The sequence below is a fragment of the Pandoraea sp. NPDC090278 genome, assembly GCF_044772185.1.
Lineage (GTDB): Bacteria > Pseudomonadota > Gammaproteobacteria > Burkholderiales > Burkholderiaceae > Pandoraea.
This window is the reverse complement of sequence record NZ_JBIVYJ010000003.1, coordinates 133694-153799: the sequence shown is the minus strand read 5'-3', so window position 1 is coordinate 153799 and position 20106 is coordinate 133694. Positions and strand designations below refer to the sequence as shown.

Annotated in this window: 20 protein-coding genes; 10 read left to right on the top strand and 10 right to left on the bottom strand. The window is 62.7% G+C overall.

Annotated features, from left to right (window positions below; genetic code table 11):
* Nucleotides 1-23: 23 nt before the first annotated feature.
* Nucleotides 24-947: a LysR family transcriptional regulator gene (locus tag ACIQWO_RS13100; RefSeq protein ID WP_402824309.1), complete on the bottom strand. Its 924-nt coding sequence runs from the start codon at nt 945-947 to the stop codon at nt 24-26.
* Nucleotides 948-1106: 159 nt separating this feature from the next.
* Between ACIQWO_RS13100 and ACIQWO_RS13095 the strand changes: the two genes are divergently transcribed.
* Together ACIQWO_RS13095 and ACIQWO_RS13090 are read left to right on the top strand one after the other, a co-directional pair.
* Nucleotides 1107-1763: a chromate transporter gene (locus tag ACIQWO_RS13095; protein WP_402824306.1), complete on the top strand. Its 657-nt coding sequence runs from the start codon at nt 1107-1109 to the stop codon at nt 1761-1763.
* A complete protein-coding gene (locus ACIQWO_RS13090; protein ID WP_046292673.1) occupies nt 1760-2290 on the top strand; it encodes a chromate transporter in 531 nt (176 codons plus the stop codon). Before ACIQWO_RS13095 ends, ACIQWO_RS13090 begins: the two co-directional genes overlap by 4 nt.
* A 14-nt stretch (nt 2291-2304) precedes the next feature.
* Here ACIQWO_RS13090 and ACIQWO_RS13085 read toward each other — a convergent pair whose 3' ends face one another.
* Nucleotides 2305-3666, bottom strand: a complete 1362-nt coding sequence (locus ACIQWO_RS13085) for a hypothetical protein (RefSeq protein WP_402824300.1) — start codon at nt 3664-3666, stop codon at nt 2305-2307.
* A 187-nt stretch (nt 3667-3853) separates the two neighbouring features.
* On the opposite strand from ACIQWO_RS13085, the gene ACIQWO_RS13080 reads away from it, so the two are divergent.
* The 3 genes from ACIQWO_RS13080 to ACIQWO_RS13070 all read left to right on the top strand — a co-directional run bounded on the left by ACIQWO_RS13080 (nt 3854) and on the right by ACIQWO_RS13070 (nt 7419).
* Nucleotides 3854-4480 (top strand): LysE family translocator, encoded by a 627-nt coding sequence (locus tag ACIQWO_RS13080; protein ID WP_402824297.1) that lies wholly within the window; start codon nt 3854-3856, stop codon nt 4478-4480.
* 30 nt (nt 4481-4510) lie between these two features.
* Nucleotides 4511-5344: a DUF3047 domain-containing protein gene (locus ACIQWO_RS13075; protein WP_402824294.1), complete on the top strand. Its 834-nt coding sequence runs from the start codon at nt 4511-4513 to the stop codon at nt 5342-5344.
* Between the two features lie 290 nt (nt 5345-5634).
* Nucleotides 5635-7419 (top strand): peptidoglycan D,D-transpeptidase FtsI family protein, encoded by a 1785-nt coding sequence (locus tag ACIQWO_RS13070; protein WP_402824291.1) that lies wholly within the window; start codon nt 5635-5637, stop codon nt 7417-7419.
* 299 nt (nt 7420-7718) lie between these two features.
* Here the strand turns inward: ACIQWO_RS13070 and ACIQWO_RS13065 are convergent, their stop codons facing one another.
* The 5 genes from ACIQWO_RS13065 to ACIQWO_RS13045 form a co-directional block, all read right to left on the bottom strand.
* Nucleotides 7719-8084: a cytochrome o ubiquinol oxidase subunit IV gene (locus ACIQWO_RS13065; RefSeq protein WP_402824288.1), complete on the bottom strand. Its 366-nt coding sequence runs from the start codon at nt 8082-8084 to the stop codon at nt 7719-7721.
* A complete protein-coding gene (locus tag ACIQWO_RS13060; protein ID WP_402824285.1) occupies nt 8084-8710 on the bottom strand; it encodes a cytochrome o ubiquinol oxidase subunit III in 627 nt (208 codons plus the stop codon). Before ACIQWO_RS13060 ends, ACIQWO_RS13065 begins: the two co-directional genes overlap by 1 nt.
* A gap of 2 nt (nt 8711-8712) precedes the next feature.
* Nucleotides 8713-10692 carry a cytochrome o ubiquinol oxidase subunit I gene (gene cyoB, locus ACIQWO_RS13055; RefSeq protein WP_150739510.1) on the bottom strand — a complete coding sequence of 660 codons (1980 nt, stop codon included), beginning with the start codon at nt 10690-10692 and terminating at the stop codon, nt 8713-8715.
* 15 nt (nt 10693-10707) lie between these two features.
* Entirely contained in the window at nt 10708-11766 is a 1059-nt protein-coding gene (gene cyoA / locus ACIQWO_RS13050; protein WP_402824282.1) for a ubiquinol oxidase subunit II, read from the bottom strand.
* A gap of 510 nt (nt 11767-12276) precedes the next feature.
* The gene (locus ACIQWO_RS13045) at nt 12277-12906 is read right to left on the bottom strand and encodes a LysE family translocator (protein WP_233326744.1); all 630 of its coding nucleotides are present in this window, start codon (nt 12904-12906) and stop codon (nt 12277-12279) included.
* A 267-nt stretch (nt 12907-13173) separates the two neighbouring features.
* Here ACIQWO_RS13045 and ACIQWO_RS13040 point away from each other — a divergent pair, with 267 nt between their 5' ends.
* Together ACIQWO_RS13040 and ACIQWO_RS13035 are read left to right on the top strand one after the other, a co-directional pair.
* Entirely contained in the window at nt 13174-13638 is a 465-nt protein-coding gene (locus ACIQWO_RS13040) for an Lrp/AsnC family transcriptional regulator (RefSeq protein ID WP_402824280.1), read from the top strand.
* 208 nt (nt 13639-13846) lie between these two features.
* Nucleotides 13847-15307 carry a diguanylate cyclase domain-containing protein gene (locus ACIQWO_RS13035; protein ID WP_402825346.1) on the top strand — a complete coding sequence of 487 codons (1461 nt, stop codon included), beginning with the start codon at nt 13847-13849 and terminating at the stop codon, nt 15305-15307.
* Here ACIQWO_RS13035 and ACIQWO_RS13030 read toward each other — a convergent pair.
* Nucleotides 15235-16359: a LysR family transcriptional regulator gene (locus ACIQWO_RS13030; RefSeq protein ID WP_402824277.1), complete on the bottom strand. Its 1125-nt coding sequence runs from the start codon at nt 16357-16359 to the stop codon at nt 15235-15237. The two genes, ACIQWO_RS13035 and ACIQWO_RS13030, sit on opposite strands and share 73 nt — an antisense overlap.
* Nucleotides 16356-17858 (bottom strand): MFS transporter, encoded by a 1503-nt coding sequence (locus ACIQWO_RS13025; protein WP_402824274.1) that lies wholly within the window; start codon nt 17856-17858, stop codon nt 16356-16358. Before ACIQWO_RS13025 ends, ACIQWO_RS13030 begins: the two co-directional genes overlap by 4 nt.
* A gap of 65 nt (nt 17859-17923) precedes the next feature.
* Here ACIQWO_RS13025 and ACIQWO_RS13020 point away from each other — a divergent pair, with 65 nt between their 5' ends.
* The gene (locus ACIQWO_RS13020; RefSeq protein ID WP_402824271.1) at nt 17924-18598 is read left to right on the top strand and encodes a helix-turn-helix transcriptional regulator; all 675 of its coding nucleotides are present in this window, start codon (nt 17924-17926) and stop codon (nt 18596-18598) included.
* Between the two features lie 33 nt (nt 18599-18631).
* On the opposite strand, the gene ACIQWO_RS13015 is transcribed toward ACIQWO_RS13020, so the two are convergent.
* Nucleotides 18632-18949: a YnfA family protein gene (locus ACIQWO_RS13015; protein ID WP_150577099.1), complete on the bottom strand. Its 318-nt coding sequence runs from the start codon at nt 18947-18949 to the stop codon at nt 18632-18634.
* A 114-nt stretch (nt 18950-19063) separates the two neighbouring features.
* Between ACIQWO_RS13015 and ACIQWO_RS13010 the strand changes: the two genes are divergently transcribed.
* Both ACIQWO_RS13010 and ACIQWO_RS13005 read left to right on the top strand, forming a co-directional pair.
* Entirely contained in the window at nt 19064-19279 is a 216-nt protein-coding gene (locus ACIQWO_RS13010; protein ID WP_370855767.1) for a SlyX family protein, read from the top strand.
* 169 nt (nt 19280-19448) lie between these two features.
* Nucleotides 19449-20093 (top strand): DUF1439 domain-containing protein, encoded by a 645-nt coding sequence (locus ACIQWO_RS13005; protein WP_402824267.1) that lies wholly within the window; start codon nt 19449-19451, stop codon nt 20091-20093.
* Nucleotides 20094-20106 lie beyond the last annotated feature (13 nt).

Genomic DNA, 20106 nt, shown 5'->3' with positions numbered 1-20106 from the left:
GTCGGCTTAAGCGTCCAAACCTGTCATGCCTTGGCGATGGTTTGCACTGCGGCGTTCACATGTTCCAGCAGGCGCGCCGTCGGACCGGCAAGCACGCCTTCTCGATAAGCACAGCACAGCGGTGCACGCGGCGGCGGTGCGAGGGGACGGTAGACAATCCCCTCGATCTGCATGCGCATCAGCGACGCAGGCACCACCGACACGCCCAGCCCGGCCGCGACGAGCGAGAGCGTCGTCAACAGACGCGGCGCTTCCTGTTCGATAGCCGGACTGAAACCGGCGCCGTGGCACGCGGCGATGATCGCGTCGTACAGTCCCTGCCCAGCGCGTCGTCGATAGAGAATCAGCTTTTCCGAGGCAATGGCCGTCATCGGTACGGCGGCTTTGCCTGCCCGGCCCGTGAGCGCCAGCGGATGCGCGGACGGCACGGCCAGCACCATCGGCTCTTCCAGCACCTGCACGACGGTGATCTCACCGGTGTTGCCCTGCGGCTGACGGATGAACGCGACGTCGATATGCCCGTCGCGCAGCCCGTCCAGCAAATCCCCCGTACTCGACTCATCCAGCATCAAGGACACCGACGGCGCATCGCTGCGGAATGCGCGAATGACCGTCGGCACGAACGGATGGAGCGCCGCCGAGCTGGTGAAGCCGACCGACAGGCGCCCCTTGATGCCCGCCGCTACCCGCCGCACGTCGTCGACCGCCTGATCGAGCTTGCGCACGACTTCGTAGGCGTCGGCGAGGAAGGCCTGCCCCGCGTCGGTCAGCGCCATGCCGCGCGGCAAGCGTTCGAAGAGCGTCACGCCCAGTTGTGTCTCAAGCACGCGGATCTGTTGCGAGAGCGGTGGCTGCCCGATGCCGAGCCGCTCGGCGGCCCGCGTCATGTGCCCGGTTTCAGCCACCGCAATGAAGTAGCGCAGCAAGCGCACGTCGATGTTTGCCATATCGATTGAATATGATTTAAGTCACTTCCATATATTGGACAATATAGCGCAATCGACCTACTCTCGGGGTGTCCCGTGCGGCACTCATGCATCCCATCCCTCGATGACATTCACTGCCGGGCGGCCCCACCGTAGTCAAGTTTTAAGAGTTTGCCCGCCATGAACACTCGGGCCCCCTTCACCTCCCCCACCCCGGGCACCCCCGGGACACCCGACACCCGCCTTGCGCCGAATCCCCCTGCCGCCCCGGTCGCCCCCAACGCTGGGCACGACACAGCGGTGGCGGACAGCCCGAGCATTCGCGCCCTCTTCTTCGGCTTTCTCGGCCTCGGCATGACCGCGTTCGGCGGGGCGTTGCCGCTGGCGCGACGCATGGTCGTCGACAAGCATCGCTGGATCAGCGGCGCGGAGTTCACCGATCTGCTCGGGCTGTGCCAGTTTCTGCCTGGCGGCAACATCATCAACTTGTCGGTCGCGCTCGGCATGCGTTTCCACGGCTGGCGCGGAGCGCTCGCGTCGATCCTCGGATTGATTGCGGCGCCGTCGGCCGTGGTGATCGCGCTGGGCACGATCTATCAGCACTTCCAGAACGACCCGCATGTGAAGCATCTGTTTGCAGGGTTGGCAGCAGCGGCGGCCGGTCTGTTGATTCAGATGGCGTGGAAGGTGGCGTGGCCGCTGCGCAAGTCCGTCGTGCTCGGCGGCGTGGCGGTGGCGTGCTTCATTGCGATTGCTGTGCTGCGCGTGCCGCTGGTGCTCACCATGCTCGTGATGACGCCGATTTCGATTTACGCCACCTGGAGGGTTTCGCAATGACCGGCACCCTCATCTCGCTCGCGCTCATCTTCACGCAGCTGTCCGTGCTCGCTTTCGGTGGGGGCAACACGATCCTGCCGGAGATGGAGCGGCAGGTGGTCGATCTGCATCACTGGATGACGTCCGAACAATTCAGCGCGCTGTTTGCGCTGGGACAGGCCGCACCGGGGCCGAACCTCATGATCGTGACACTCGTCGGCTGGCATGTGGCTGGCTGGCAAGGCATGCTCGTCACGACGTTGGCCAAGTTCGGGCCGTCGTCGCTCATTACGGTCGGTGTGCTGCATCTGTGGCAACGCTTCCGGGATCGTCCGTGGCGGCGCATCGTGCAGGCGGGTCTGATGCCGATGACGGCGGGGCTCGTGGCCGCGAGCGCGGCGTTGATCGCCGAAGCGTCGGCCACGTCGTGGCTGCTCGCGGGCATCACGACAAGCGTGGCGGTGCTGGCCATCAGAACCCGTGTGCATCCGCTGTGGTGGCTCGCGGCGGGCAGCGTCGCCGGACTGCTGGGCGGCGCATACCTCTGAGCGTGCCGCGTGCGTCACACGTGGCGCACCCCGCGTGCGGCATTACAGACTTGCGCGAACGACATGTGCCAGTGACTGCGGCCGAGCGCGTCGATCCCGTCGGTGAGGCGCACCCAGTCGTCGCTGCCGACCTTCAGCGTCGGCGGGGTGTCCCCTCTCACCAGTGCGGCAAGACGCGACGGGCACGGTAGATTCGTGTCGGGATTGCCCGCGACGATCATCACCCGCGCGATCCATTCGGCCACATCCACGGGAATCGTCGGCCGTAGCGTTTCCCCCGGCCGGAGTACCGGCTCGTCGCTCCAGCGCCATGCAAAGCGCGCGCTGATGCCCGAGTGGGTGGCAATACCCATCGCGAGCAATACCTTGTCGCACGACATGCCGTGCTGTGCCGCAGCCGCCAATGCCCGTTGCGCGAGCGAACGCCAGTCGCCCGTTCCCCCGCAGTCGTCGCGCACACTCGCTGCGAATAACGCGACGAGACGGGCGCGCACGCGACGCAGTGCGGCCGGGTGCGTCAGCAAGCGGCGTTCGTTGCGTGTCTTCGATGAGAGGTCGTCGGTCGTCTCGTCAGGATCGAACACCTGCACGTCGATCGGATGGACGGTGAAGGTCGCGCTGCCTGCCTCGTCCTGACGCCAATCAGGCTCCAACTGGGTCTTGAGCAGCGCGAACGCGTTGTCGTCGCGAATCAGGGACGGCCGCTCATCGCTGATGTGCAAGGCCTCTCGCACCGTCTTCGGCAGTTTGAATCCGAGGCCGTGCGCCATGAGCTGGCAAAGCCCGGCGATCCGGTCGCTTCTTGCGAAATCGGATTGGGGGGCGTCGGCGATGTGAAGCAGCAGCGCTTCGGCGATGCGCGTTTCGGCCAGCGCGCGCCGGGGCATGTCCGTACCCGCTTGCTGCGCCGTTGCAGCGAGGGCCGTGGCGTCGAACACCGCGAGACACTGACGCATCGCCGTCACATCCGCCACCGTGCGACGACGCAGTTGCGAGTCCGTCTGCAACGCCCACTGACGCTGCGTCTCGTCGCCGCCGTCGATGGCACGTTCCAGCGCCTTGAATTCAGGCAAGAGATAAGTGCATGTCGCGCCGACGGTGATCGCGCTCAAAGCGCAGGCGAAGCCGACGTCCGAGACACCGGAATGTGTTGGCGCGTGCTGTTGGAACCGCTGCCCTGCGTGCTGCCAGGTATCGGATAGCAACTGGCTTAATCCGCTCTCGCGCAGGCAAGCCAGCGCGCCCGAGAAGTCGCCACGGAAGCCGTCGAAGGCGCAATGCATCGCATTTAGTGCGATCTGAAAGAGCGTGCCTGTCGCGGGAGAAGATGAGACCGTCGAGAGAGAAGAAGACGAAGCGGGAGAGTGGAATGACATAGCGCAGGCTCCAGAATGCCGTAATCCGGCGGGATCGAAAGACCGGGCATGTTCAGTCACTGGTGCGCGCAGCGCTTCAGGATTCGCTCTGCGCCCTTTTGGGCGCCCTCCTTCGGAATCTGGGATGATGTCGGAATTGCACGGCCGTCACGGCCCGCACCGCCCTCGACCCCACCGGAGGCTTTCCATGCCGACCCTTGCCACGCTTGCCACATTCGTTGTCGTTGTCCTCGGGCTATTTCTGATTCCCGGCCCGGCCGTCTTGCTGACCATCACCCACACCGTGCAGGGCGGACGCCGCGCCGGTGTCATGACCGGCATGGGCATTGCGCTCGGCGATCTGGTGCACACCCTGTGCGCAGCGGTCGGGCTGTCGGCAGTGTTGATGACGTCCGCGCTGGCGTTCGACGTCGTCAAATACGTGGGGGCGGCCTACCTGATCTATCTGGGCATCAAGGCGCTGCGTGAGCGACCGTCCGACCCGCAGTTGCCCGTCGCGCCGAAAGTCTCGCCGGGACGCGCGTTCGGTCAGGCGGTGGCGACCGAAGTGCTGAATCCGAAGACTGCCTTGTTCTTCCTCGCCTTCATGCCGCAGTTCGTGCACGCGAGCGAAGGCAACGCCTTCGGGCAGTTCCTCGTGCTGGGGCTGGTGTTCGTTGCGATGAGCGCGCTTTATACAGCGGCCATTGCGATGTCGGTGCGCCCGCTCGGCAAGTTCGTGGGACGTTTCACCTGGCTGCTGCGCTGGCAGGGCAAAATCATTGGCACCATCTTCATCGGCCTGGGCCTGCGCGTCGCCATGCAGCAGCGCTGAGTTCGTCCTTCAACGTTGGAGTCGTCCACCATGCAACGCATTGTCTCGACGCTTCGTTCGCCGTACGTCTCACGATCCACTCAAGCCTTCCGCCAGTCGCCCCGTCGTGTGACGGCGGTGGCACTGGCTGCGGCCATCGCGTGGCTCGCAGCGCTGGCCTACGTTCCCAACGCCGTTTCGGCTGACGCAGCCTCCGCTAGCGGCGCGGCAGCCGTCCCCTTCTCGAAAGCCAGCCCGGGCAACGCACTGCCGGAGGGCTGGAAGAACCTGCCTGTCGTGAGCGGCAAGAAGCTCACCGTCTACACAGTCGTGGCCGACGGCAAGCGCAACGTCATCGAGGCTAATTCGGCCGATTCGGCGTCGGCGCTCATGGCCAAGGGTGACGGTATCGACCTGAACGCCACGCCGGTCGTCGCATGGCGATGGAAGGTCGACAAGGCCATTCCGGGCGCGGACAACCGGGTGAGCGACAAAGAGGACTCGCCCGCACGGCTGGTGTTTTTCTTCGACGGCGACAAATCGTCGCTTTCGTTCGGGGACCGTGCGGCGATGACGCTGGCCAAGGCGGGCGGCGAAGACTTGCCGTACGCAACGCTCATGTACATCTGGTCCAACGATGCGCCGGTGGGCGGCGTCATCCAGAATCCGCACACCGACCGGGTACAGATGATGGTCGTAGCGGGTGGCGACGCATCGCTCGGCAAGTGGCAGACGTTCTCACGCAACGTCGCGGCCGATTACGAGCGTGTCTATAAAGAGAAGCCGGGCAAGTTGCTCGGCTACGGCATTTTCACCGACAGCGACAACACCCATGCGACGGCGCACGCGTGGTACGGCGACGTACGATTCGACGCGGGGAAGTAGCACGAATCGGGCGAGGATCGGCGTCAGGATCAGCGCCCAATCGGGCGCGCACATCCGGGTGAGAATCAGGGGGAAAATCCACCTTTGGTTTCACCTGCCGACACCCATACGAAATGTCGTGTCGAAAGCCTCCAAAATAACCCTGAAAGCCCCGTCTGACGGGGCTTTTGCGCTATTGCAACAGTCGCTTGCATGCTACGCTATCTCGCCTAGAATTTGAGCCATAGTTGGTTGACAGGCTCATTGCTGCTAATTGCTGTAACCAGCCTCTCATTCGCCCTGCGAGCGCCATGCAAAAGAATCGCCAGCCCAAGGACGTCACGTTCTCCGCCAGTCCTGTTTTGCAATCGCGCATGTCGTTATGGCGCTCCAAATTCGTCGTCATCGTCATCACCATCGCCTTCATCGGTTTGGTCGTCCGGGCATTCTGGATCGCCGGACCGGGCAACAGTTTCTACATTGCGCAGGGTGAAAAGCGATACGAGCACGCCATCGTCATGCCGGGCGTGCGGGGCAAGATCGAAGATCGCGACGGCCGCGTGCTCGCGACCAGTCTGCCGATGCGTACCATTTGGGCCGTCCCAGCCGAAGTGCCGGACGACCTTTCCGACAGCGACGTCCAGAAAGCCAGCAAGCTGCTCGACATTCCCGCAAAAGAACTGCGCACCAAGCTCATCGGCGAGAAAAAGTTCGTCTATGTAAAGCGTCAGGTGTCACCGGAGATCGGCAAGCAGGTCGAAGCGCTGGGCATTCCCGGCGTCTACGAGAGTAGCGAATACAAGCGCTTCTACCCTGAAGGCGAAGTGGCCGCGCACGTGGTCGGCTTTACCAATGTAGAGGACAAGGGACAGGAAGGCATGGAGTTGGGCGAGGAGCCGCTGCTCGAAGGCGCGGCGGGCGTACGGCGAGTGATCAAGGATCGCATTGGCCGAACGATTCAGGATCTCGACGACTCCAGTCCGCCGCGCGACGGCAAGGACATTCGTCTGACGCTCGACACCCGCGTGCAGTACATCGCTTACGAGGCGTTGAAGAATGCGCTGGACCGTACCGGTGCGAAGGCTGCGATGGCGGTCGTCATCGACGCGAAGACCGGACAGGTGTTGGCGCTGGCCAACTTGCCGACATACAACCCGAACGACCGTGAGCATTTGACGGGGGAGCAGTTGCGCAACCGCGTGTTCACAGACGTCTTCGAGCCGGGATCGATTCTCAAGCCGTTCACGATGGCGCTGGCGCTGGACTTGCATCGCCTGACACCGACGACGCTCATCGACACTGGCCCGGGCCGTTACGTGTTTGAGGGGGCGACGATCAGCGACGACAGTGCGAACGGCACGTTGACGGCGGCGGGTGTCATTCAGAAGTCGAGCAACATCGGCATGACGAAGGTGTCGACGATGTTGCGGGCGGAAGAGATGTGGGACATGTTCACCGAGATTGGATTGGGGCAGCAGCCGAAGCTCGGGTTCCCGGGTGCGGTGTCGGGTCGTCTGCGTCCGTACAAGTCGTGGCGACGGATCGAGCAGGCGACCATGGCGTACGGCTATGGGATTTCGGCGTCGCTGTTCCAGTTGGCGCGGGCGTACACCATCTTCGCGAACGACGGCGTAATGGTCCCCATCTCCATCATCAAGCCGGACACGCCGGTGCAACCGGAGGGCGTGCGGGTGATCGATACGCATACGGCGTCCGAGATGCGCAAGATGCTGGCGGCCGTGGTGGATACGGGCGGGACGGCAACGACGGCGCAGGTGGCGGGATACAGCATTGGCGGCAAGACGGGGACGGCATATAAAGCGGGGGCACACGGTTACGACCATTCGAAGTACCGGGCGTCATTCGTGGGGATAGCGCCGTTGTCGGCACCGCGTTTGGTGATTGCGGTGTCGGTGGATGAGCCGAAGGCATCGCAGCACTTTGGTGGTCAGGCGGCGGGCCCGGCGTTTGCGGAGATAGCGTCGCAGGCGCTGCCGCTGTTGGGCATTCGACCGGACCTGCCGGTACGACCGGGGGTAATACTGGCGGCCCCGACATCGGATACGCCGCCTGACGACAAGCCGCCGCATGGTTAATCGATAGCGGTGACGGCACAGGATAAGTGAGCGGTGATTGTCGGTGCCCTGACGGAGCGACTTTCAGGTGGAGCGCAGTCAGGGTACCGACAATCGCCGCGGGTATGGGGGTGAGTCAAGGGCTGGAGGGATAGAACGGCGGCCGGTGTCGACGAACAGATAGCGTGTGAGCAAAAAGGGCGATTCGATTAGTCGAATTGCCCTTTTTGCGCACTACGAACCCAAAACAACAAAAAAGGCGGCCCGGTTTCCCGAAGCCGCCTTTTCTCTTGCCTAAACGACTGGCAAGTCCGGAAGACTTACATCCCCGGCATCATCAGCGAGTTGGCGTTGTGCATGATCCACAGCGAGCCGACGAGCACGATGGCGACGATCAGCACGGTGAACAGGAACGCCATCACATTCCAGCGTTGTTCCGACGAGCGGTCCATGTGCAGGAAGTAGATCAGGTGGACGATGATCTGGATCAGTGCGGCGCCAAGAATCAGCGGGAGCACCGTCGAGGGGGGCATCGTGCCGTCCATCACCAGCTTGAACGGGATGACCGTCAGGATCACGGCGAGCACGAAGCCGATCAGGTACGACTTCACGCTACCGTGGCTACCACCGGCTGCGTTGTGGCCAGCTTCATGGCCGTGCGATTGCACCGAATTGCTATTGCTCATTACATCGCTCCCATCAGGTACACGACCGTGAACACGCCGATCCAGACCACGTCCAAGAAGTGCCAGAACAGCGAGAGGCACTGCAGACGCGTCGCGTTGGTCGACGTCAGGCCCTTCTTGGCGATCTGGAACATCAGCACGGCCATCCACAGCAGGCCCGAGGCCACGTGCAGACCGTGCGTCGCCACCAGTGCGAAGAACGACGACAGGAAGCCGCTACGGTTCGGACCTGCGCCTTCGAGGATCAGGTGATGGAATTCATAGAGTTCCATCGCGATAAAGCCAGCGCCCAGCAGCCACGTGATGGCCAGCCAGCCCATCGTGGCGCCCTTCTTGCCGTTGTGCAGGCCGATCATGGCGAAGCCATACGTGATCGACGAGAACAGCAGGATGAACGTTTCGACCAGCACGAACTTCAGGTCGAACAGTTCCTTACCCGTGGGGCCGCCCGCCGTCGAGTCACGCAGCACCGCGAAGGTGGCGAACAGGCTGGCGAACAGCACCAAGTCGGTCATCAGGTACACCCAGAAACCGAAGATCGTGTTGCCGCCGGTGTCGTGGTGCGCGTGGTCGTGCGCATGCGCATCGGCATGCGCGCCCGTGTGTTTGAGAACTTCGCTCGTCATGATTAAGCCTTTGCTGCTGCGGCCAGTGCCTGATGGTGAGCCGATTCAATGGCCACCACTTCCGGCGACTGCACGTAGTAGTCGATCGAATCGTTGTTGCTGCGGCAGATGAACGTCACGATCATGCCCACGAAGCCAACGATGGCGAGCCACCAGATGTGCCAGATTGCGGCGAAACCGAACACCAGCGAGAACGCACTGATGATGAAACCGGCGCCGGTGTTCTTCGGCATGTGAATCGGGGCGTAGCTCGTCTTCAGATCGCTCTTGATGCCGTGTTCCTTGCGATAAGCCAGCTCGTCGATGTCATGCACGCGCGGCTCTTCGGCAAAGTTGTAGAACTGCGGCGGCGACGACGTCATCCACTCCAGCGTACGGCCGTTCCAGGGGTCACCCGTGGTGTCGGCCAGCGCCTTGCGGTTCTTGATCGACACGACCAGTTGCAGCACCTGGAAGCCAATACCGGCGGCGATGAACAGTGCACCGATCAGCGCAGCGATCAGCCACGGCTGCCATGCCGGGTTGTCGTAGTGGTTCAGACGACGGGTCATGCCCATCAGGCCGAGCACGTACAGCGGCATGAATGCGAGGTAGAAGCCGATCAGCCAGCACCAGAAGCTTGCCTTGCCCAGACGCTCGTCGAGCTTGAAGCCAAAGGCCTTCGGGAACCAGTAGTTCATACCGGCGATGTAACCGAACAACACGCCACCGATGATCACGTTGTGGAAGTGAGCAATCAGGAACAGCGAGTTGTGCAGCACGAAGTCAGCGCCCGGCACAGCCAGCAGCACGCCCGTCATACCACCGATCACGAACGTGACGATGAAGCCCAGCGTCCACAGCACCGGCGTCGTCATTTGCACGCGACCACGGTACATCGTGAACAGCCAGTTGAAGATCTTCACGCCGGTCGGGATCGAGATGATCATCGTCGCGATACCGAAGAACGCGTTCACGCTTGCGCCCGAACCCATCGTGAAGAAGTGGTGCGCCCACACGAGGAACGACAGCACCATGATCGCGGCCGTGGCGTACACCATCGACTTGTAGCCGAACAGCTTCTTGCCCGAGAACGTCGAGATGATTTCCGAGAAGATACCGAACGCCGGCAAGATCAGGATGTACACCTCAGGGTGACCCCAGATCCAGATCAGGTTGATGTACATCATCGGATTGCCGCCCAACTCATTCGTGAAGAAATGGAAGTCGAGATAGCGATCCAGCGAGAGCAGGCCCAGCGTCACGGTCAGAACCGGGAACGCAGCGCACACCAGCACCATCGTGCACAGGGACGTCCACGTGAAGATCGGCATCTTCATCAGGTTCATGCCCGGTGCGCGCATCTTCAGAATCGTGACGACGAAGTTCACACCCGTGAGCAACGTCCCCAGACCTGAAATCTGCAAGGCCCAGATGTAGTAATCCACCCCCACGCCCGGGCTGTACTGAATGCCCGAAAGCGGCGGGTAAGCCAGCCAGCCCGTACGTGCGAATTCACCCACGCCCAGCGACAGGTTCACCAGCACAGCGCCAGCGGCGAACAGCCAGAACGACAGCGTGTTCAGGAACGGGAACGCCACGTCGCGCGCGCCGATTTGCAGCGGCACCACGAGGTTCACGAGACCCGTCATGAAAGGCATCGCCACGAAGAAGATCATGATCACGCCGTGAGCCGTGAAGATCTGGTCGTAGTGATCCGGCGGGAGAATGCCCGGCGAGTTATGCGCGAGCGCCAACTGGGTGCGCATCATCATGGCGTCGGCAAAGCCGCGCAGCAGCATGACGAGCGCGACGAGCACGTACATCACGCCGATCTTCTTGTGATCGACGGACGTGACCCACTCGTTCCACAGATACTTCCACTTACCGAAATAGGTGAGCAGGGCAAAAATGCCCAGCCCGCCCAGCACCATCATGCCGACCGCGCCGACGATGATCGGCTCGTGGTACGGGATGGCTTCGAGAGTCAGTTTGCCAAACAGTGCTGACATTGTTGATTACTCCTTATGCGCGTGCGCAGCCGGACCGGCAGCGTGCATCGCGTGCGCGCCGGCGTCCATGGCCATGGTCATCGACTGGCCTTGCACGTTGGCTGCAGCGGCCGGAGCCGTTGCGGCGTCGGTGCCCGCGCCCTTCATTTCCATCTTCATGTCCATGCCCTTCATTTCCATGGCACCGTGGTTTTCATGGCCTTCATGCTGCTGAGCCATGCCCGATGCCATCGGGGCGTGCACGATCGACTGGAACATCTTCGCGTCGACCGAGCTGTAGTACGTGACCGGCGTGTTTTCGCTCATCGGCACCAGCGAGGCATAGGCGTCCTTGTCGAGTACCTTCTTCGACTCGCGCACCTTCGTGACCCATTGCTGGAAGTCGCCGTCCGTCATCGCCAACGTCTTGAAGCGCATGCCCGAGAAGCCACCGCCGCTGTAGTTCGCCGAAATCCCGTCGTACGTGCCGACGTGGTTGGCGATCAGGTGCAGCTTCGTTTCCATCCCGGCCATCGAGTAGACCTGGCTACCCAATTGCGGAATGAAGAACGAGTTCATGATCGATTCCGAGGTGATCTTGAAATTCACCGGGACATCGACAGGAACGGCCAGTTCGTTGATCGACGCAATGCCCTGTTCCGGGTAGATGAACAGCCACTTGTAGTTCAACGCCACCACTTCGACCGTAATCGGCTTCACGTCGCTTTCCAGCGGCTTGTACGGATCGAGTTCGTGGGTGGAGACCCAGGTGATGCGCGCGAGGATCGCAATGATGATGATCGGCACGAGCCAGACCACGACCTCAATGGCCGTCGAGTGCGACCAATTCGGCTCATAGCGTGCCGTCTTGTTGGTTGCGCGGTACTTCCACGCGAACCACAGCGTCATCAGAATGACCGGAATGACCACGATCAACATCAGCCAGGTGGCCGTGAGGATCAGGTTCTTGTTCTCAATTCCGATCTGCCCCTTAGGGTCGAGCAGCGTCATGTCGCAGCCTGCCAAAAGCAGCGGCGAGCACAAGGCGAGCAGCCTAAACAATCGCGGGTTTCTGTGTTTCTTCATGTCACACGACAGGGTTGAGTTGGCCAGCGAACGGCGCAACACGGGCTTACCGGCCTGATGCAGGGTCGCAGGAGGTTGGCAAGGGTTAGGTGGGACGGGAGCAGTCGTCTCGCCGGTATTGCACCGGTCGAACTACGACGACTGTGTCATCGAAAAGACGTGAACCGGGGCGGATTGCCGCCCGCAGACCTCAAGTCACTGTCCGACTTCTTGTCTTTTACTTCCATCACGGTGCGGCATTATGCCGAAGTTTAATTAGGCCGGACATCGCACACCCACCTGCGCGACAATGTGTCGCGCGGCCTCCACGCGTACGCGCGCGACGATTTCCGAGCAGATCGACACCTTTTTGACGGTAAACGCTGTGCAATGCAGCAATGCGGGAAGGTTCTGCGAATTCAATGGGTGCGACGTTGTGTCGCACCCCAATTTGCCGTGTCGCAGCGAAATGCACTCGTTTGGTGCAACCACTGGAAGGTGATGTAGGTGAGATGTATTGTGCCCGGCTTTTCAGTCGAGCGACAGCCGTACGGCGAATGCCATGAGCGCCGCGCCGAACGACCAGCGTTGTACTTTTTGTGCAAGCGGCCGAGTGCGCAGCCAGTTCGCGATGCGTGCCGCGCCGAACGAGAGCGCGACGTCGAACATCGCCCCAACGATCAGCAGCAGCACGCCGAGTTCGAGCACTTGCGTCCACACAGGGCCCGCTTCAGGGCGAACGAACTGCGGCAGGAGCACCGAACAGAACAGCAGCGCCTTCGGGTTGAGCACGCTGGACAACACGCCACGGCGAAACGCGTGCGAGAGGGGCGGTGCGGCATCGTCTGCGGCCGCCACCGCCTGTACCCCGAACGCGGGCGAGCGCCAGATCTGGATCGCCACCCATGCCAGGTAGATTGCGCCAACAATGCGCACCGTCTCGAACAGCCAGGGCGCTGCGCGCAGCAGCGCCGCCACGCCGCAGGCCGAGAGCGTCACATGCGCGGCACGCGCCAGCGCCAGACCGGCGGCCGTGGCCAGCCCGTGTCGCGTGCCTCGCGTCATGCTCGTTTGCATCACCACCGCCATATCGGGACCGGGCAGCGCGTAGACGACAACCAGCGCGCCAATGAAGACGGTGAGCAACTGCGGCGAAACCATGTTTTTCCCCAATGAATGAAAGCGGACGAAAATGAGCTTCATGATCTCTCCATTTCATGAGAGATACATGGCGTTTTCCACCCACCTATATTTCATCTATTGGTGCATTACCCCACCTCTCATTTGAAATTAACAAAAATCACCTACTTCACCTTTATCCCCTTGCCGATCGGCTTAATCCAAACGGACGAGGGAAACACTTTCCCCTCCTCGTAGATCGTGGTGGAATGCCATCTTTGCAGCAGATTTTGTAGCGGGATACCCACAATGAACGAACTCGACGCGATCGATCGGGCAATTCTCGCCATCGTCCAACGCGATGGCCGCATCTCCAACGCCCGCCTTGCAGAGCGTGTGTCGCTTTCCGAAACGCCGTGTGCACGACGCCTGAAGCGTCTCGAGGCCGATGGCTACATCACCGGCTACCGCGCAGAACTCTCGCACCGCGCACTGGGCCTCGGCGTGACCGCTTTCGTCCACGTGCGCTTCGCGGTGCACGATCGCGCCCTGTCCGAACAGTTCGAGCGTGAAGTGCAGGCCATCGACCGAATCGTGTCGTGCCACAATATCTCCGGCAGCGCCGACTATTTGCTTGGCGTGGTCGCCACCGACCTCGACGATTACGGCAGTTTCACGCGCGATGTGTTGCGCGCCCTGCCCGGCGTGTCGTCCATCGAGTCGATGCTTTCCCTGCGCGAAGTCAAACGCGATACCGGTGCGCCGCTGCTGTAATTCGACGCAACGCGAAATCGCACGAAGTCAGGACAGCTTGCAAATCGTTTGAACGTAGAATGGCGGGCTAAAACAGAGATAACAGACCAGGTGACACATGCCGGACGCCATGCCCGCCTTACCCTCAGCTAACTCGCCTGACGCGACATCCGCCACCGCCGGGACATCTGTGACCAGCGCGGCGGCCAGCGCCACCGACGACGCCCTGATGTTCGACCTCGCGCCCGTCTCCCTGTGGCTCGAAGACTTCAGCGGCGTGAAGCGATTGTTCGACGAATGGCGTGCGCAGGGCGTGGTCGATCTGCGCACACACTTCAAAGCCGATCCGGCGCACGTCTCGCAGTGTTCCCAACGTATCCGCGTCATCAAGGTCAATCGTCGGACCCTGGCGATGTTCAACGCGCCCACGCTCGATGAACTCGTCGCCAACTTGTCGCGCGTGTTCCGCGACGACATGCTCAAGACGCACATCGAAGAGCTTTGCCAACTGTGGGACGGTCACACCCATTTCACGAGCAAGACCGTCAACTACACACTCGACGGCGGCCGTCTGGATGTATTGCTGAACGGCTCCGTCCTGCCCGGTCATGAAGCCACGCTCGACCGCGTGCTGATCTCGCTGGAGAACGTGACCGAACTGGAACACGCCCGCGAGCGCGTCACCATGGGCGAGCAATACGCCCGGGGACTGTTCGAGTATTCGCCGGTCTCGCTGTGGGTCGAAGATTTCAGCGCGATCAAGCTACTGCTCGACGATGCACGCGCACGCGGCATCACCGACTTCCGCACGTTCACCGACGTGCACCCGGAGTTCGTCGAGCGCTGCATGCAGGAAATCGATGTGCTCGACGTGAACCGCCATACGCTGGCGATGTTCGTCGCGCCCGATAAGGCCACCCTGCTCGGCCGTCTGCCCGACGTGTTCCGCGACGACATGCGTCACAACTTCCGCGAGCAGCTGATCGACCTGTGGGAGAACAAGCTCTTTCAGCAACGCGAAGTCGTGAATTACGCGCTCGACGGCAACGAGATCAACGTCCATCTGCAATTCGCCGTGCTGCCCGGGCATGAATCGCGCTGGGATCTCGTGCTCGTTGCGCTCACCGACATCACCGCGCGCAAGAAGGCCGAGTCGTATCTGGAGTTTCTCGGCAAGCACGACGTGCTCACTAAGCTGCGCAACCGGTCGTTCTATGTGGACGAACTCAACCGGCTCGAACGCAAGGGCCCGTATCCGGTAACAGTGGTGGTCGCCGATCTGAACGGCCTGAAGGCCGTGAACGATCAACTGGGCCACGCCGCTGGCGACGCGCTGCTGCGTCGGGCGGGCGAAGTGCTGGGTAAGGCGGTCGCAGCGCCTCAGATCGCGGCCCGCATCGGTGGCGACGAATTCGCGCTGCTGCTGCCGTCGACCGACGAGACAGGCGGTGCCGCCATGATCGAGAGCATTCGTCAGCTCGTGGAACTGAACAACTCGTTCTACCCCGGCACGCCGCTGTCGTTCTCGATGGGGATGGCGACGTGCCAAGCTGGCGAACGGCTCGAAGCCACGATCCAGCGCGCCGATCTACTGATGTATGAAGAGAAGCGCAACCACTATGCGGGCAGCGTCAACGAGCGTCGCGTGCTGGACGGGACGCCCTCCGGCAAGACCGGCAGAGGCGCGTAACCTTTCGCGTCGACCTTCGAGCTGACTTTCGCAGCCGCCGTTCCGGCATCGCCCGTCACGTCGCTGGCAGCCGTCTGCGCGTGACCTAACGGCTCGCAGATCAACGCCAGCCAGTCGACGAACGCTCGCACGCGCGGCGACACGCGCTTTTGCGCCGGATACGCCGCCGACAGCCGCAACGGCGGCGGCGGACACTTCGGCAGCACCGGCACCAGACGCCCCGACGCCAGATACGGCGCGGCCGCCAGCAGCGTCGGCTGAATCAGTCCCAGTCCTTCCAGCCCTGCCGCGAGATACGCCGCTTCATCACCCACGTGCAACTGACCGCGCGTGCGCACGCACGTCGCCTTGCCACCCACCGTCAGCGTGAGATCGCCACAGCGCGTTGGCAACATGAAGCCCTGCCCCCCGTCACCTGACGATCCCGGCGACGGAACAGCCGACGATGCCAACGACTCCGCCGGTGCGGACAGCCATTTGACCGACGTGTGCGTGGCCAGTCCGTCGAGATCCTCCGGCGTGCCGTGCAGGTCGAGATAGCGACGGCTTGCGCACGTCACGCGCGGCAGGTCGCCCAGATGTCGCGCGACCAGCCGCGAGTCCGGCAACTCCCCGAGTACGACGCCGCAATCCACCCCGTCGCCACGCCAGTCCCCGTGTGCAGGCGTCGCGTCGAGCGCAATCTCCAGCCCCGGATAACGCGCCTGAAACTCAGCGAGCGACGGCATGACCACCTCGCGGGCGATGACCGGCGGTAGCACGACGGCGAGGCGTCCGCGCAACTGCGCCTGCGCACCGAACAGCCCCGACTCGACTTCTTCGACGTCAGCGAGAATCGACGAGCATCGCTCGTAGTACGCCGCGCCTTCCATCGTGAGCGCCACACGCCGGGTGGAGCGCGTGAAGAGCGCCACGCCGAACCAGCGCTCGAGATGCTGCACCTGTGTCGTCGCGGTCGCGCGCGGAATATCGAGCGACGCCGCCGCCTTCGTGAAGCTACCGACTTCGGCCACACGTACGAAGGTGCGCATGGCTGTGATTCGATCGATCATGATGCCTCCTGACCCTCTCGTTCATTCTGTTCGTTCTGTCCGCTAATGCTTGCGGCTGTCCTGCCGCGCCAGATGATGACGGCCGCGCCCGCCGGTGCGAGGGCGAATACCGCGAACAACCAGATCGAGGCGCGCTGGATTTCGGGCAGCCCGCCGTCGGCCAGACCGGCCGAGTTCGCGACGAGCCCCGCGAGCGCCGAGCCGAGCGCCATCGAATACAACTGCACCGTGGTGATCGACGCGGACGCCAGCCCCGCTTCACCCGGACGCGCCGCCGTCATCACCCGCGTGAGCAAATGCGGCCAGCCGATGCCGACACCGATCCCCACGCCGAACAGCGCGATGCAAAGCGTCGTAATTCCTGCGGCGCTGTCGAAGAGCGATGACTGCGGCAGCAACCACGCGAGCGCAAACATCCCCACAGCGACGATCACCGGCCCGAGGCGAACGCGACGCTCAGCGGCGTCGCCCTGACGGCTGGCGCTCGTCATCGAGCCGACCGACCAGCCCGCCGCCATGAGCGCGGCAAGATAGCCCGCAGCGAACGGCGTCTGTCCATGAATCGTCTGAAGGAAATAAGGGATGTAGATCTCGCTCGTCATGGCCAGACCGAGCAGGCTCATGGTGGCGTAGAGTCCGCCCAGACGCGTACGCAACGAGTACGCGCCCGTGGGCATCAGTCGCGGCAACGCATGGCGCGCGCTGCGCTCTCGCTGTGCCAGCCACCACGCGAGGGCGAGGCCGAGCACCATCCACCCTGCGGCCACGACGTGCGAACCCACCACCGCGCCGAGCGAGATCGCCACGGCCGATGCGCACAACAGCACGACCTTGAACCAAGGCACGGCGTGTGCGTCGTCATGGCTTTGCGAAGTCCCGTCTGCGGCCTTCACGGCGCGTCCGCCCGGCACCTGTGCGCGGATGATGAGGCCCAGTCCCACCACGATGGGCAGCAACGACCAGAACGCCCAGCGCCAGTGACCGAACTGCGCAAAGACGCCGCCGACGGCCGGGCCGCAAAGCGTTGCAACGCCCCACATCCCCGAGACCAGCCCCATCGCCCGCGACCACAACGGCGGCGCGAAGACGATACGAATCAATGCGTAGCTCAACGCCAGCAGAATGCCGCCGCCGAAGCCTTGCAACGTGCGCCCGGCCAGCATCCACGGCATGCTCGGCGCGGCTGCGCACACGATCGTGCCCGCACTGAAGCCGACGAGCGCTGCGATATAAGCGACGCGCGGCCCGAGCGTCGAGAGCATCTGGGCCGCGAAGACCGAGCCGAGAATCGACGCCACGACGAACAGCGTCGTGTTCCAGGAATACAGATCCAGTCCGCCGATCTCTTTCACGATGGATGGCAACACCGTCGTCGCCACATACACGTTGGTCGCATGCAACGCGACCCCGCCCGCCAGCGCCAGCGACCGCCAGCCGTTGTTACCGCTCAACAAATCGCGCCAGCCCGGCGCCGTGGAATTCGTCGTGCTCGTTGTCATGGATGGACAGTCACCTCTGGGGCGACTAATATGCAAGAAAGTTCTTGGATATTACATGCCTCACGATGAATTACCCAAATAACCACTTGGATAATAGGGCAGCACCGCTCGTGGTCCCGGTTGCCGGGCACGAGCGCGTTTTGCATTGGTTGAAGACGCAAGGCCCGGCGTCGACGGCGGAAGTCGCCTCGGGATTGGGGATCACGGCGGAAGCGGCACGTCAGCAGGTGCAGAAGCTGGTGGCGGACGGTCTGCTCGCTGGCGAGACGATGCCCTCGCGCGGCGCGGGACGTCCGCGTCAGGCGTGGACGCTCACCGAAGCCGGTCACAGTCGCTTTCCGGACGCCCACTCCACACTCACGATTCAACTGATCGGCTCGATCCGTCAGTTGTTCGGCGAGGACGGGCTCGACCGACTGATCACGCAACGCGCTGCCGAGACGCGCACGGGCTACAAAAAGGCCATCGACCCGCTCCCGGGACTACCGGCGCGCATGGAGAAGCTTGCGGAGATTCGTTCGGCGGAAGGCTACATGGCGCGCGTGGAACGCGATGGCGACGACTGGCTGCTGATCGAAGATCACTGCCCGATCTGCGCGGCAGCCAAGACGTGTCAGGGTTTTTGTCGCACGGAACTGGAACTGTTCCAGGAGTTGATCGGTGAGCGCGGCACCGTGTCGCGCGAGACGCATATCCTCGCGGGCGGCCAACGCTGCACCTATCGGGTGAAGACGGCCTGAACGGCGGTCTTTGCTATCGCTGCTGGCGCGATTTCAGCGCGGCTGAAACGCAATCAGGCTCATGCCCGCGAGCGCCACCACGACACCCGCGACGTCCCACGATGTCGGACGCACGCCGTCGACAAGCCACAACCACACAATGGCGACACTGATGTACACGCCGCCATACGCGGCGTAGACGCGCCCGGCCGCCGACGGATGCAGTGTGAGCAACCACGCGAACAGCGCAAGCGCCGCAGCGCCCGGCACCAGCAGCCACGCGCTGCGATCCTGTTTGAGCCACAACCAGGGCAAGTAGCAACCGACGATTTCCGCCACCGCCGTGACGACATAAAGCAGAAAGGTTTTCATGTTGCGATTATGCCCGGCACGTTCGTGAAACGTCTCGCCACACACGTCTCGCCATGCAGCGCGGACGTGTGAATCGTTCAATGGCCTACAATGCCGCGTTCACCGGAGAAGCTCATGGAATCGTTGGAAGCCCGCGTCGTCGAACTCGAAGTCAAGGCAGCGTTTCAGGAAGATCTGCTGGAGACGCTCAACGAGATCGTGACGCGTCAGGAGCAGCAAATCGACCTGCTACAAAAGCAGCTCAAGGCGCTTTATCAGCAGATGCAATCGCAGGGTCAGAGTGGCGGCGGCGACGGCAATCCGCGTCACGAAATTCCGCCGCACTATTGAGACTTGCCCCCGTTGCGGCAGCGTTTGTGGCTGCCCCGCAACGGAAATTGTGGAATCTTGTTTCCGACGTCGATTGCACAGATCAACGCGGCATTCAGAACGATTCCACGCCCTGCGGGTCACACGACCATCGACGATTCAAGCACGCCCGCTTGCCGGGCCCCGTGACATGACTTCGCAACGCTCACGCCGCACCCAGTCCATCGCACACACGCTGCGCCTCGACGACACATCGATCTTTTCGCGCCGCGACACCCTGCACCTCGCCGTCGGTGGGTTGCTCGGTCTGGCGCTCGGGTCGCTCATGCGTCCGGCGAACGCCGCCTACAACATCTGGACGGGCGAGTACACGATGACGCGCAAGGACATCGAGGCCGCCGTCGATAAGCGTTTTCCCACGACGCTGAACTATGGCCAGTTGCTCTCCGTCGAGCTGACGCATCCGCAGATCGGCTTCAACCCGCAGGCCAACCGCATCAACACGCAAGTCGATGCGCAGGTGCAGAATGTGCTGCTGCAAGGTCAGCCGCTCAAAGGCGTACTCGCGATCTCCAGCGCGCTGAAGTACGACCCGGTCAGACGCGCGGTGCTGCTCGACAACCCGAGCGTCGAGCGTGTCGACGTGAACGGCATGCCATCCGCCTACGGTCAGCAACTCACGGCCATCGGCGGCAATGTTGCCCAGCAGGTCCTCAATCAGTACCCGATCTACACGTTCAAGCCGGAGCAGTTGAAGTACGGCGGACGCGACGTCGAGCCGGGGGCGATCACCGTGTTGCCGGACGGCATCAAGGTCGAAGTGAAGACGAAGTAGCGCGACGTCGAAC

What these genes read in the sequence shown, in the direction of transcription:
- ACIQWO_RS13100 (WP_402824309.1), bottom strand. Translation starts at nt 947, where the DNA reads ATGGCAAACATCGACGTGCGCTTGCTGCGCTACTTCATTGCGGTGGCT.
- ACIQWO_RS13095 (WP_402824306.1), top strand. Translation starts at nt 1,107, where the DNA reads ATGAACACTCGGGCCCCCTTCACCTCCCCCACCCCGGGCACCCCCGGG.
- ACIQWO_RS13090 (WP_046292673.1), top strand. Translation starts at nt 1,760, where the DNA reads ATGACCGGCACCCTCATCTCGCTCGCGCTCATCTTCACGCAGCTGTCC.
- ACIQWO_RS13085 (WP_402824300.1), bottom strand. Translation starts at nt 3,666, where the DNA reads ATGTCATTCCACTCTCCCGCTTCGTCTTCTTCTCTCTCGACGGTCTCA.
- ACIQWO_RS13080 (WP_402824297.1), top strand. Translation starts at nt 3,854, where the DNA reads ATGCCGACCCTTGCCACGCTTGCCACATTCGTTGTCGTTGTCCTCGGG.
- ACIQWO_RS13075 (WP_402824294.1), top strand. Translation starts at nt 4,511, where the DNA reads ATGCAACGCATTGTCTCGACGCTTCGTTCGCCGTACGTCTCACGATCC.
- ACIQWO_RS13070 (WP_402824291.1), top strand. Translation starts at nt 5,635, where the DNA reads ATGCAAAAGAATCGCCAGCCCAAGGACGTCACGTTCTCCGCCAGTCCT.
- ACIQWO_RS13065 (WP_402824288.1), bottom strand. Translation starts at nt 8,084, where the DNA reads ATGAGCAATAGCAATTCGGTGCAATCGCACGGCCATGAAGCTGGCCAC.
- ACIQWO_RS13060 (WP_402824285.1), bottom strand. Translation starts at nt 8,710, where the DNA reads ATGACGAGCGAAGTTCTCAAACACACGGGCGCGCATGCCGATGCGCAT.
- cyoA (WP_402824282.1), bottom strand. Translation starts at nt 11,766, where the DNA reads ATGAAGAAACACAGAAACCCGCGATTGTTTAGGCTGCTCGCCTTGTGC.
- ACIQWO_RS13045 (WP_233326744.1), bottom strand. Translation starts at nt 12,906, where the DNA reads ATGGTTTCGCCGCAGTTGCTCACCGTCTTCATTGGCGCGCTGGTTGTC.
- ACIQWO_RS13040 (WP_402824280.1), top strand. Translation starts at nt 13,174, where the DNA reads ATGAACGAACTCGACGCGATCGATCGGGCAATTCTCGCCATCGTCCAA.
- ACIQWO_RS13035 (WP_402825346.1), top strand. Translation starts at nt 13,847, where the DNA reads ATGTTCGACCTCGCGCCCGTCTCCCTGTGGCTCGAAGACTTCAGCGGC.
- ACIQWO_RS13030 (WP_402824277.1), bottom strand. Translation starts at nt 16,359, where the DNA reads ATGATCGATCGAATCACAGCCATGCGCACCTTCGTACGTGTGGCCGAA.
- ACIQWO_RS13025 (WP_402824274.1), bottom strand. Translation starts at nt 17,858, where the DNA reads ATGACAACGAGCACGACGAATTCCACGGCGCCGGGCTGGCGCGATTTG.
- ACIQWO_RS13020 (WP_402824271.1), top strand. Translation starts at nt 17,924, where the DNA reads ATGAATTACCCAAATAACCACTTGGATAATAGGGCAGCACCGCTCGTG.
- ACIQWO_RS13015 (WP_150577099.1), bottom strand. Translation starts at nt 18,949, where the DNA reads ATGAAAACCTTTCTGCTTTATGTCGTCACGGCGGTGGCGGAAATCGTC.
- ACIQWO_RS13010 (WP_370855767.1), top strand. Translation starts at nt 19,064, where the DNA reads ATGGAATCGTTGGAAGCCCGCGTCGTCGAACTCGAAGTCAAGGCAGCG.
- ACIQWO_RS13005 (WP_402824267.1), top strand. Translation starts at nt 19,449, where the DNA reads ATGACTTCGCAACGCTCACGCCGCACCCAGTCCATCGCACACACGCTG.